Here is an 11,270-nt window from a genome sequence, read left to right as displayed (position 1 = left end):
CTATCCAACATGTACTGTGCTTATTGGACTTCTCAATTTGCTTAATAACAACGGATTTGAATTTTTGAATTTTTGATTCATATCTGCATCCCATTTCTTTGTTGCTAACATATGTTTAAGGATAAACATACTTGTTCCAGTTTCTATGCCAAAGGTTTTATCGCACCTAAGGCAGATTACACTTATAGAAGTATCACCATGATCATTAAAAATCATATTAAAAAGATCAATTTCTATTAGTGAAATGAGTTCTTCATTTACGCTTGGCCTAGTATCCAAATAACGTGCCTCATATAACCACTCTATATTCTTTATTAACGTATTGGGCATACTTTTTTCTGTTATAATCCCCCAATCAATCCCTTGCTCCTGAAAAAACCTCCTTTCAATTTCGAATAACTCCAAAGTACGTTTACTCAATTTTGAAGCAGGCTTAACCGTCCGAACTAAATCTATGTTTCCTTGTGAGGTTTTCATCGTAATCATAAAGTCAGTGGTCATTTCTACTGGGGTCCCTTCGACGTTTGCATGTTTGATTCCAAGCTCATTGGCAATTTCCTCTGTTCTACTTAGTGGAAGAAGAGGATACTGTTCTCGAATATCTACAACTTCCTCAATCCATTCCAAAAAATATAGAAATCTCCTTTCATGTGATGAAAGAGTGTGATGTATTCTTTTGGTTTTCCACCCTAAATGCCTAGTTATCCATCCTTCAGATGCGACTTTATTATCGTGTGCTTGAATGAACGGTTTATAATTTTCTCCTGTTCCCAATCCATATCCATTTTTCAACTTATTTTCTTGAATTTTAATTTTCCGGTTCAACCCCACCATTTTTCCACCTCCAAAATCTTTATTACCGTAATAATTAAGGTAATAAAAAAACCCTAGGGATAAACCCTAGGGTAAAAAATTAAGCATATTAATTGATAATGTTACGACTAATAAAATTCTCATTTCAATCACCGCTTTTATAAACTCAATTCACCATTGAATTATTTACCAACTAATACTGACTTTATACATGAATTTTCTTTCTAATTCTCAATTCATTTTTAAGGTACCAACAAAATTGTCGAGTTACTCACATTATTGTCGAGTTACCAACATTATTGTCGACAAACAACATTTGATTATCAGGTTCACATACTAATTATTCAACCGTAACAGATTTAGCCAAGTTACGTGGTTTGTCTACATCACAGTCGCGGTGCAATGCTGCATAGTACGCGAGAAGCTGCAATGGAATAACAGAGGTAAGAGGTGTTAATAGTTCATTCACTTCTGGAATGATGAAGCTGTCTTCGTCATCTTCCAAGCCTTTCATGGAGATGATGCATGGGTTTGCTCCACGAGCGGCAACTTCTTTGACGTTTCCACGGATGCTTAGGTTGACGGATTCCTGAGTTGCAAGTGCAACGACTGGAGTGCCTTCCTCGATCAATGCGATTGTTCCGTGCTTCAATTCTCCGCCGGCAAATCCTTCTGCCTGGATGTAGGAAATCTCTTTCAATTTAAGAGCGCCTTCCAGTCCAACATAGTAGTCAACGGCACGGCCGATGAAGAAGCAGTTGCGTGTAGTCGCCAAGAATTTACGAGCGATGTCTTCCATTTCTTCTTTCTTGTCGCAAAGGACTTCCATCGCATTTGCTACGATGCCAAGGTCTTGAACAAGATCAAAGTCGAAGTCAATTCCGCGTGATTTACCTGTCACGTTCGCTAAGATGGAAAGAACCGCAATTTGAGCTGTGTATGCTTTTGTTGAAGCAACAGCAATCTCAGGACCCGCATGCAATAGCAATGTGTAATCCGCTTCACGGGAAAGAGTTGAACCTTGTACGTTTGTAATCGTCAAGGACTTGTAGCCCTTCTCCTTGATTTGTACAAGTACTGAACGGCTGTCCGCTGTTTCACCACTTTGAGAGATGAAAATGAACAATGGATTCTCTGAAAGAAGCGGCATGTTGTAGCTGAATTCACTTGCTACATGTACTTCAACAGGAATCTTCGCCATCGTTTCGATGAACTGCTTTCCAACAAGACCTGCATGGTAGCTTGTTCCGCAAGCCACGATGTAGATGCGGTCCGCTTCATTCATCGCATTCACGATGTCGATGTCGATTGTCAGTTCATTATTTTCGTTTTGGTATGCTTGAACGATTTTGCGCATAACAAGCGGCTGCTCATCGATTTCTTTCAGCATATAGTTTGGATATGTGCCTTTTTCGATGTCGCTTGCATCAATTTGAGCTGTATATGGCTCGCGAGTGATGACTTCGCCGTCAAGGTTTTCGATTGTTACGGAATCCTTAGTGACGATGACAATTTCTTTGTCCATCAATTCAACATATTGGTCCGTTACTTGAATCATCGCCATTGCGTCGCTGGCTACAACATTGAAGTCTTCGCCTAGACCGACCAATAATGGGCTCTTGTTTTTTGCAACAAAGATCGTTTCATCGTTTTCTTCATCAAGAAGAGCAAGCGCATATGAACCTTTAAGGATGGAAAGTGTCTTACGGAACGCTTCATCCGTGCTGCTTCCTTCGTTGACGAATTTTTCAATGATTTGAACGATAACTTCTGTATCAGTTTCACTCTTAAGGTCGATGTTATGAAGGAACTCTTTCTTTAAGAAAGAATAGTTTTCAATAACGCCGTTGTGAACAATTGTGAAACGGCCGGAAGCACTTTGATGTGGATGTGCATTCACTTTGCTTGGTACACCGTGTGTCGCCCAGCGAGTATGCCCGATTCCAGTATGTCCAATAACTGATTCATCAACGATGCTGCGAAGGTCTGCAATGCGTCCTTTTTCTTTGAAAACATGTACGCCAGATTCGTTCTTTACTGCAATCCCTGCAGAATCATATCCACGATATTCAAGCTTTTCCAATCCTTTTAAAAGGATTTCTTTCGCGTCTTTACTTCCAATATAACCAACGATACCACACATAATAATGTATCCTCCCTAATAAAGGGGGCCAGTCAAAACCGCGGGGGCTGACTAATGCCCCCTTATCTCTGTAGTAAGTTTATAAGTGGCATTCTTTCTCCTTTGTACGCCAAGTTGCCTCGGTCGCTTTAAGAAAAAGATTACGGTTGTGCTATTCAACCGGGAGGTATCCGCCGAAAACTCGATAATCCTCCTCCTCGTCAACTAATCCTCCGATGTCCGTTCAGGAAGATTAGTTCAGGCGCTTTATTTTATTTTTAACCTCGATCCACCTTTCTTTACTCGACTAAAAGGTCTGACTTATTCAGACAACGTTTATCTTACAATACGTCTGTTTGAAACGTCAATTAAAATCTGTCAAGGAAAATGGTGCAAACAATAATGGATTTCCCTGTCTGCATAAAATAAAACCTGTTGTAAAAAGTTTTCCTTGCTTCTTTATTTAATATGCATGAGAAGGGAAAGAGTTCCCTTTCCTCCCCATGCATACTTTTTATATGTTTTAAACGTTTTCCGGAAGTCCCATTTCCGCTTTGACGACTTCTGCAATCCGGTTTACATACTCTACGCATGCAGCTTCCGTCGGTGCTTCCACCATGACGCGGACCAATGGCTCTGTACCTGAAGGACGGACAAGGATGCGTCCATTTCCATTCATTTCAGATTCCACTTCTTCGATGACCGCTTTGATTTTATCATTGTCAGTCACGTGGTGTTTATCGGTCACTTTGACATTCACAAGTTTTTGAGGGAATTTTTGCATTTCAGCTGCAAGTTCAGACAGCGGCTTATTCGTCGCTTTCATGATATTGACCAGCTGAAGACCCGTCAATAGGCCATCGCCCGTTGTATTGTAATCAAGGAAAATGATATGGCCGGACTGCTCGCCGCCTAGATTGAATCCATTTTTCTTCATTTCTTCCACTACATAGCGGTCGCCTACGGCTGTCTGAACACCATTGATGTCGAGTTCTTCCAATCCTTTATGGAAACCGAGGTTGCTCATGACAGTGGAAACAACTGTGGAGTGCTTCAATCTGCCTTCCTGCTTCAAGTACTTGCCGCAGATGAACATAATTTGGTCGCCGTCAACGATATCGCCGTTTTCATCAATGGCAATCAAACGGTCGCCGTCGCCATCAAAAGCAAGACCGACATCGGCATCCTTTTCTTTAAGGAACGCTGCCAATGCTTCCGGATGGGTCGATCCAACTCCGTCGTTAATGTTCAAGCCGTTTGGAGAAGCACCCATTGTGGAAATATCCGCTTCAAGATCAGCAAATAAGTGCGCTGCCAATGAAGATGTCGCCCCGTGTGCACAGTCTAATGCTACGTGGATTCCTGAGAAGTCTTCGTCTACAGACTGCTTCAAGAATTGAAGGTACTTTTGGCCGCCTTCGAAATAATCGCTGACTTGTCCTAAATCTCCTCCGACTGGACGAGGAAGAATATCCTCATTCATATCGATATACTGTTCGATTTCATCTTCCTGTTCATCAGAAAGCTTAAAGCCATCAGGACCGAAGAATTTGATTCCGTTATCCGCAACAGGATTATGAGAAGCAGAGATCATGACGCCCGCTTGTGCACCAAGTGCTTTCGTTAAATAAGCGACCCCTGGTGTTGAAATGACGCCAAGGCGCATGACTTCAGCCCCAATGGACAAAAGCCCTGCTACAAGAGCCCCTTCAAGCATATGGCCAGAGATCCTTGTATCACGCCCAATAAGGATTTTTGGCCTTTCTGTATTCTTAGTTAAAACGTAGCCGCCGAATCTTCCTAATTTAAAGGCTAATTCCGGTGTAAGCTCTGTATTTGCCACTCCTCTTACACCATCTGTGCCAAAATATTTACCCATTCTAATCATCGCTCCTTATTTATCTCGTCTTCCATTCACTATTGTTTTTCTTCCAACCGTATTTTCATGGTGTCATCGGACAATTGGGTTGAGAAATTATCCCCTGGACTGTCGATTTGAATTTTAAGGCTATGGTCCCCAGCTTCTAAGTCAGAAGCATCTACGTACAATTTGAAATCATCTGCACTTAGCTGATCGACGATTTCACTTGGACCAGTCACCGTCAGATCCACTTGTCCCTTTTCAGGGGAAAGAATGGTCATATTGTATTGATCACCAACGCCTCTTTCAGCTACCTGAAGGTTCGAAAAAGTCTTCGTTTCCGTCTTTTCAACGTCCACCTTCACTTTCACTTTATCTACAGAGGCTTTGTTCAGACCGTCCTGCAATTTCACAGGCACCTCAATCGTTGAATCCTTCTCTATCTTGCTGACATCGAGAGGAAGATCCAGTTCGTTGATTGAATCCAAGACATCCTGTTTGCCATAAATGGTGATTTGTTTCGGATCAGCTGAAACATCTAGTATTTTGACTCCTTCAGGAGGAGTTCCTGTTTTATTGATTGAGATCGGCACCGTTTTACTCGGGTTTTTCACAGGCAGTGTGACATCCACTGTCGAAGGGTTCACAGTGACATTCAATTTGTTCAATTCCCGATCAAGGACCCTTACCTGTGCTTCCCTGGTCACCGTCTTATCCACTTCGCCGCGGACATCGATCGTTGCTTTCACATAAGTGATTTGATCTATGATATTCTTGGCTCCGGTGATTTTGACTGTCTTAGGCTGAACAGTCGGACTTTCAGCTTCAAAGCCTTCAGCCAAAATAGCAGAGTTGAATTCCGCTTCCACTTTGAATTCCTTCGTGACTTTCTCTTGAATATCCACACTGATAAAGGCAGGTTCAATCTTTGCCTGCAATTTATCAGATAGCCCCTTCGATTTGATCTTTACTTGATGGCGGCCGATGCCCAAGTCCCTTAAATCTACATAGAGCTGGAAGTCGCGCATCGTTTTAGTAGGCTGAACAATAGATGTCGGCCCCTCTACCATCACGTTGACTTTTTCCGGAGCTCCCGATACAACAAGGTTATCGGAATCATAGTAAAGATCCAGCGGTACATCTGTAATGACTTCGCTGTTTGCTTTAGGGGATGGATTCTTCTCTTTCTTAAAGTCCCCCTTCTCCACACTGACAGAGGTATATAGCAAGATGGCTAAGAGCAGTGCGATAATACGCATGACCCATTTATTTTCCATGAATTTATCCATTTTGCTTTTTCCCCCTCCAGCTCCATCGGGTTGAGGAAGTGTTCTTTGCGGAATCCAATATCTCTGAACCCAATAAGTTTTTAAAATCATCCGAAGATAAATCGCGGTATAGCTCGCCATTTTTGGTAATGGAGATGCTTCCCGTTTCTTCAGAAACAATGATGGTAATAGCATCTGTCACTTCACTGATACCTAGAGCTGCCCTATGCCTTGTCCCTAATTCCTTTGAAATAAAAGGACTTTCGGATAACGGCAGATAGCAGGCCGCTGCTGCAATGGTACGCTTTTGAAGAACGACTGCCCCATCATGCAATGGAGTGTTCGGAATGAAGATATTGATTAATAGCTCAGAAGAAATCCGAGATTCGAGGGGAATTCCCGTTTCTATGTAATCACTCATCCCTGTTTCTCTTTCGATTGAAATCAACGCCCCTATACGGCGTTTAGCCATATAATTGACTGCTTTGACGATTGCCTCAAGCATGCGCACCTGCTCTTCCTCTTCATTGCTGCCGGTCCTCGAAAATAACTTCCCTCGTCCCAGCTGCTCGAGTGCTCTGCGCAGCTCCGGCTGAAAAATAATGATAATTGCAAGAAAACCCCATGTTAGAGCTTGCTCCATCATCCAGCTTAGTGTATTAAATCCTAGAAAGCCGCTTAAACTTCTGACGACAATGATGACAAAAATCCCTTTTAAAAGTTGTACGGCCTTCGTTCCGCGGATTACCATAATAAGCTTGTATATCACAAACCAAACAAGGAGTATGTCGATGATATTAGATAAATAGTCCAATACCGTAAAATCTGCGAATGACGGCATTTTTCATCCTCCATTATGTTTAGTCCAAGCGGAAGCCGCTTTTTTCTAGTTTTTTCATAACTTTAATATTATATCACATTTAAAGGCAAGAATAGAAAAACCAAACAGCCGTATCCAATTTGAAAACCCCGTGTCATCTGCACGTAATAATCTATACTATAAAAAACAGGCTTCCCTTAAGGTCGCCTGTCGCCATTATCGATTATTGTACTGGAGCTTCTTCTTTTTGTCCGATGTGGAAAAGATCTTTGGTAGATTTTTTGATATTGTACCAAAGCCATTCGAACACTTCATTAATTTCCTTGATATCCCCGCTTACATTACCGACATTTGCCATATAAGGCTTCCCATTGATCACCGTAACATCTCCATTGACTTTCCCTTCTATCCTTACATCCCCATTCCGGACAGTAATATCCCCGTTAACTGTCTTTCCTTTCGGGACAATGACCGTATGGTTCTGAACAAGCAAGTCAGGCTTCTTGGTAAAAGAAAATTCTTTATCCTCATTCCAGACGGAAAAGATACTTCCTGAAATCAATACGACAAATAAAGCAGCCGCAGTCATGAAAGGATGCTGGCGGAACCAGCGCTGGAAGCCGACCTTTTTTCTCTCTTTCGGCAGCTTGGCCATCACCTGTGAAGTAAACCCATCAGGTGCCTTTATATGTGAAATTCCCTGAACCATCCCAACCGCATTCTTCAATTGATGCAGGTACTGCTGGCAGGAAGGGCAGGTTTGCAGATGATGCTTCAGTTTCATTTCATCCTCTGCAGAAATATCTTCGTCTAAATAATCATGCATTAAATCCACAATTTCTTCAGGACAAGAGGACATCTTACGTCTCACCCTTTCTATAATTTCCCAAGTTGTTTTCTAAGTGCTTCCCTACCCCGGTGCATCCTCGTCTTAACCGTTCCCAGAGGGAGATCTAATATTTCACTGATCTCATTAAGAGAAAGCTCCTCTATATACTTAAGTACGATGACTGTCCTATATTTCTGTGGGAGCTTTAAAATTTCTTTATGGACATTATCTCTCAGTTCCATCTTCTCAAGCTTTTCTTCCGGCAAGGCAACATCAGCTGCCACCTGCGAATACATCGTCAACCCGTCGGTACCCGAGACCTCTGCATCCAGGTAATAATCCGGTTTCTTTTTACGGATTCGATCGATGCAAAGATTTGTTGCGATCCGATAGAGCCATGTGGAAAATTTCCGCGATTGATTGAAGCTTTCGATATTAATATATGCACGGATAAATGCTTCCTGTGCGATATCTTCAGCCTCATGGCGGTTGCCCAAAATCCTGTAGCAAACTTGGTAAACTTTGTCCTTATAAAGCTCAACGATCTCGCTGAATGCATTTTGATCGCCTTTAATGACTTGTTTTATCCGTTTATTTACGATTAAATCCATTAAAATTATACCCCCGCTCTATGCGGCTATACTCGTATACGTATGTACAGCTTAAAAGGTTTCAAAAAAAATTATATATATTTTATCCTAACAAATTTTTACTAATTTTGGTTTAATATTTTCAAAATTTGGGTAAAAAGTAGTTGAATTCCATTAGAAATGAGGAAATGCATATGGAGAGCAGGCTCAAGCAATTATTGAATGAAATTGAAGAAAATAGGTCACTGATGGTTAAGCTTGCACTTGAATCGTCTTTCGCTGATGAGAAAGTGGTAAAAATCAGCTGGAAACTCGATCATCTGTTAAATACATATGATGAACTTGTCCAAAAAATATCATGAGCAGCTGCGGAAAAGTGCAGCTGCTCTTTTTTCTTATGAAATCTTATAGTAATTTCTCTCCAAATAGCGATCCCATCAATGCTACCGCTACATTTGCCGTCTTATTTTTTTCATCAAGAATCGGATTGACCTCAACAAATTCAGCAGAAGTGATAATATCAGACTCCGCAAGCATTTCCATGGCCAAATGGCTTTCCCTATAGCTGATGCCTCCGATAACAGGTGTGCCGACTCCCGGTGCATCATTTGGATCAAGCCCGTCCAAATCAAGGGATAGATGAACACCATCCACATTTCTTTCCTTTAAGTAAGCAATCGATTCTTCCATTACCTTGGTCATTCCCAAACGATCGATTTCATGCATCGTGTACACCTTGATACCTTTTTCTTTGATAAGTTCTCTTTCACCCTCATCCAATGAACGGGCACCGATGATCACGATGTTCTCAGGCTTGATTTTCGGACTATATCCGCCGATTCCAGTAAGTGCAGGATGTCCAATTCCAATACTAGCCGCCAATGGCATGCCGTGGATATTTCCAGATGGTGACGTATCAGCCGTATTCAGATCACCATGGGCGTCATACCAGATGACTCCAAGATTCTCATAATGCTTCGCAACCCCAGCGAGCGTGCCAAGCGCAATGCTATGGTCCCCGCCAAAGATAAGAGGGAATTCTCCATTATCAATGATTCCGTGGATCCCGGCTGCAAGCTTTTCACTCCCATCTGCAACCGCTTTCAAATTGCGCAGATTTGTTTCAGGATTCTGTACTCTTTCTGCCTGTTCAATTTCAATATTTCCAAGATCATTAATTTTGTATCCTAATGCTTCAAGCCTCTCCACGACACCGGCATAGCGGATCGCACTCGGCCCCATATCCACACCGCGTCTCATCTGTCCCAAATCCATAGGAACGCCTAAAATTGATATGTTTTTCTTCATGATGGTTTTCCTCCTTCACAAATGATTCTAAGTACTATTGTATCCCTAGAAAGGAATATGACTCAACTCGACAAGGTTGTGAATATATATTCAGCGGGGGAGTGAAGATAGAAGGTGCCTGCTTGAAGGTGACTGTTGCGACTTCAAAGTGCCTGTCACGCCCTGGTTTTTGTCGAACAAATAAGTATAAGCATTCGCCGTTTGAGGTTCGGTGCGATTACTACCTTCTGATTGAGCGCTCAATCAAGATGCCAAATAGCAATCTGCCGGCCTGCGCCTGGATATACGGGGCCAGATCACAGAACCACTAAAAAGGTACACCTGAGGAGGTAAATATGAACTTTAATATGATAAAAACTGCTTCATTAGCTGTAATTAGGGGTCAGGACGATAGGGTAAGGATAAGAATCGATTAAAAATGAAGGAAAATCGCGGAGAATTTACCCCTTCCATTTGCTCTATGCGCGAGAAATGAGTTCCTATGCGCCGCTTCTCATATCCTATGCGCGAAAAAGCTGCGGCTTTGCGCCGTTCATGACTGTTTATGAGCCAAAACCCTATTCTTATGCGCCATTGCCTACTTTATAACAATTATCCTAATCCGACTGAGCACTCAGTCAGATACTCTCATCCCACGTCCGCAAAAAATCAAACTGGATCAGAACCAATAATCTCAACAGCCATCCGCGGAACTCCAATTTTCCCCAACAAAAAAAAGATCCTGATTAACAGGACCTTTTCCGAAATGATGAGCCATGAAGGACTCGAACCTTCGACCCTCTGATTAAAAGTCAGATGCTCTACCAACTGAGCTAATGGCTCTATTTGGCTGGGCTAGCTGGATTCGAACCAACGCATGTCGCAGTCAAAGTGCGATGCCTTACCGCTTGGCTATAGCCCAATAATGAATGTCTTTTCAAACAAAAAGGACATTAAGTAGCATGTCCGCATTTCAAAAAGTTATTCAAAAAATGGTGGAGGGGGGCAGATTCGAACTGCCGAACCCGAAGGAGCGGATTTACAGTCCGCCGCGTTTAGCCACTTCGCTACCCCTCCATATGAAACTGGTGCCGGCAAGAGGACTTGAACCCCCAACCTACTGATTACAAGTCAGTTGCTCTACCAGTTGAGCTACACCGGCAATTTAAAAAAGGAAGATTATTTTACTCCGCTTTGCTGCGTAAAAAATCTATGGTGGAGGATGACGGGATCGAACCGCCGACCCCCTGCTTGTAAGGCAGGTGCTCTCCCAGCTGAGCTAATCCTCCAATATGTATGATATTCGTTTTTACTTAAATGTAAAAACTATGGTGACCCGTACGGGATTCGAACCCGTGTTACCGCCGTGAAAGGGCGGTGTCTTAACCGCTTGACCAACGGGCCACTCGTATTCTTAAATTAAGCTTCCAACCGGGCTCGAACCGGTGACCTCTTCCTTACCATGGAAGCACTCTACCTGCTGAGCTATGGAAGCAAATGGCTCCGCAGGCAGGACTCGAACCTGCGACCGATCGGTTAACAGCCGATAGCTCTACCACTGAGCTACTGCGGAATAATTTTAGTGGCCCGGCGACGTCCTACTCTCGCAGGGGGAAACCCCCAACTACCATTGGCGCTGAAGAGCTTAACTTCCGTGTTCGGTATGGGAACGGGTGTGAC

9 protein-coding genes, 8 tRNA genes and 1 rRNA gene are annotated in these 11,270 nt (G+C 42.7%); 1 reads left to right on the top strand and 17 read right to left on the bottom strand.

Annotated elements, in window-relative coordinates; translation table 11 throughout:
• From DFR59_RS18355 to sigW, 7 genes are all read right to left on the bottom strand, one after another.
• The gene (locus DFR59_RS18355) at positions 1-834 is read right to left on the bottom strand and encodes a TnsA endonuclease N-terminal domain-containing protein (protein ID WP_114747118.1); all 834 of its coding nucleotides are present in this window, start codon (positions 832-834) and stop codon (positions 1-3) included.
• Positions 835-1,153: 319 nt separating this feature from the next.
• The gene (gene glmS / locus DFR59_RS18350) at positions 1,154-2,956 is read right to left on the bottom strand and encodes a glutamine--fructose-6-phosphate transaminase (isomerizing) (protein WP_114747117.1); all 1,803 of its coding nucleotides are present in this window, start codon (positions 2,954-2,956) and stop codon (positions 1,154-1,156) included.
• 502 nt (positions 2,957-3,458) lie between these two features.
• Complete coding sequence (gene glmM, locus DFR59_RS18345) at positions 3,459-4,814, bottom strand: phosphoglucosamine mutase (RefSeq protein WP_114747116.1); 1,356 nt, start codon at positions 4,812-4,814, stop codon at positions 3,459-3,461.
• Positions 4,815-4,852: 38 nt separating this feature from the next.
• A complete protein-coding gene (locus tag DFR59_RS18340) occupies positions 4,853-6,085 on the bottom strand; it encodes a CdaR family protein (RefSeq protein ID WP_114747115.1) in 1,233 nt (410 codons plus the stop codon).
• The gene (gene cdaA / locus DFR59_RS18335) at positions 6,078-6,905 is read right to left on the bottom strand and encodes a diadenylate cyclase CdaA (protein WP_114747114.1); all 828 of its coding nucleotides are present in this window, start codon (positions 6,903-6,905) and stop codon (positions 6,078-6,080) included. Before cdaA ends, DFR59_RS18340 begins: the two co-directional genes overlap by 8 nt.
• A gap of 202 nt (positions 6,906-7,107) precedes the next feature.
• Positions 7,108-7,743, bottom strand: coding sequence for an anti-sigma factor family protein (locus tag DFR59_RS18330; RefSeq protein ID WP_114747113.1), 636 nt, complete (start codon positions 7,741-7,743; stop codon positions 7,108-7,110).
• A gap of 17 nt (positions 7,744-7,760) precedes the next feature.
• Positions 7,761-8,324 (bottom strand): RNA polymerase sigma factor SigW, encoded by a 564-nt coding sequence (sigW, locus tag DFR59_RS18325; protein WP_114747112.1) that lies wholly within the window; start codon positions 8,322-8,324, stop codon positions 7,761-7,763.
• A 173-nt stretch (positions 8,325-8,497) separates the two neighbouring features.
• On the opposite strand from sigW, the gene DFR59_RS18320 reads away from it, so the two are divergent.
• The gene (locus DFR59_RS18320) at positions 8,498-8,665 is read left to right on the top strand and encodes an aspartyl-phosphate phosphatase Spo0E family protein (RefSeq protein ID WP_114747111.1); all 168 of its coding nucleotides are present in this window, start codon (positions 8,498-8,500) and stop codon (positions 8,663-8,665) included.
• A gap of 43 nt (positions 8,666-8,708) precedes the next feature.
• Here the strand turns inward: DFR59_RS18320 and rocF are convergent, their stop codons facing one another.
• The 10 genes from rocF to rrf form a co-directional block, all read right to left on the bottom strand.
• The gene (gene rocF / locus DFR59_RS18315) at positions 8,709-9,611 is read right to left on the bottom strand and encodes an arginase (protein WP_114747110.1); all 903 of its coding nucleotides are present in this window, start codon (positions 9,609-9,611) and stop codon (positions 8,709-8,711) included.
• A gap of 749 nt (positions 9,612-10,360) precedes the next feature.
• Positions 10,361-10,433: transfer RNA gene (locus DFR59_RS18310), tRNA-Lys, on the bottom strand.
• A 4-nt stretch (positions 10,434-10,437) separates the two neighbouring features.
• Positions 10,438-10,512 (bottom strand) — tRNA-Gln (locus DFR59_RS18305).
• Between the two features lie 71 nt (positions 10,513-10,583).
• Positions 10,584-10,667 (bottom strand) — tRNA-Tyr (locus DFR59_RS18300).
• A 9-nt stretch (positions 10,668-10,676) separates the two neighbouring features.
• Positions 10,677-10,752 (bottom strand) — tRNA-Thr (locus DFR59_RS18295).
• A gap of 51 nt (positions 10,753-10,803) precedes the next feature.
• Positions 10,804-10,879, bottom strand: a tRNA-Val gene (locus tag DFR59_RS18290).
• A 40-nt stretch (positions 10,880-10,919) separates the two neighbouring features.
• A tRNA-Glu gene (locus DFR59_RS18285) sits at positions 10,920-10,994 on the bottom strand.
• A gap of 18 nt (positions 10,995-11,012) precedes the next feature.
• Positions 11,013-11,085 (bottom strand) — tRNA-Thr (locus DFR59_RS18280).
• A 3-nt stretch (positions 11,086-11,088) separates the two neighbouring features.
• Positions 11,089-11,163 (bottom strand) — tRNA-Asn (locus DFR59_RS18275).
• Between the two features lie 12 nt (positions 11,164-11,175).
• A 5S ribosomal RNA gene (gene rrf, locus DFR59_RS18270) occupies positions 11,176-11,270 on the bottom strand; the annotation flags it as partial.

The organism is Falsibacillus pallidus (assembly GCF_003350505.1).
GTDB classification, from domain to species: Bacteria; Bacillota; Bacilli; order Bacillales; family DSM-25281; genus Falsibacillus; species Falsibacillus pallidus.
This window is presented reverse-complemented; position numbering and strand designations above follow the sequence as displayed.

Bases quoted from the DNA above. Each gene is read 5' to 3' on its own strand.
- DFR59_RS18320 (WP_114747111.1), top strand. From the start codon at position 8,498: ATGGAGAGCAGGCTCAAGCAATTATTGAATGAAATTGAAGAAAATAGG.
- DFR59_RS18340 (WP_114747115.1), bottom strand. From the start codon at position 6,085: ATGGATAAATTCATGGAAAATAAATGGGTCATGCGTATTATCGCACTG.
- glmS (WP_114747117.1), bottom strand. From the start codon at position 2,956: ATGTGTGGTATCGTTGGTTATATTGGAAGTAAAGACGCGAAAGAAATC.
- DFR59_RS18330 (WP_114747113.1), bottom strand. From the start codon at position 7,743: ATGTCCTCTTGTCCTGAAGAAATTGTGGATTTAATGCATGATTATTTA.
- rocF (WP_114747110.1), bottom strand. From the start codon at position 9,611: ATGAAGAAAAACATATCAATTTTAGGCGTTCCTATGGATTTGGGACAG.
- DFR59_RS18355 (WP_114747118.1), bottom strand. From the start codon at position 834: ATGGTGGGGTTGAACCGGAAAATTAAAATTCAAGAAAATAAGTTGAAA.
- sigW (WP_114747112.1), bottom strand. From the start codon at position 8,324: ATGGATTTAATCGTAAATAAACGGATAAAACAAGTCATTAAAGGCGAT.
- cdaA (WP_114747114.1), bottom strand. From the start codon at position 6,905: ATGCCGTCATTCGCAGATTTTACGGTATTGGACTATTTATCTAATATC.
- glmM (WP_114747116.1), bottom strand. From the start codon at position 4,814: ATGGGTAAATATTTTGGCACAGATGGTGTAAGAGGAGTGGCAAATACA.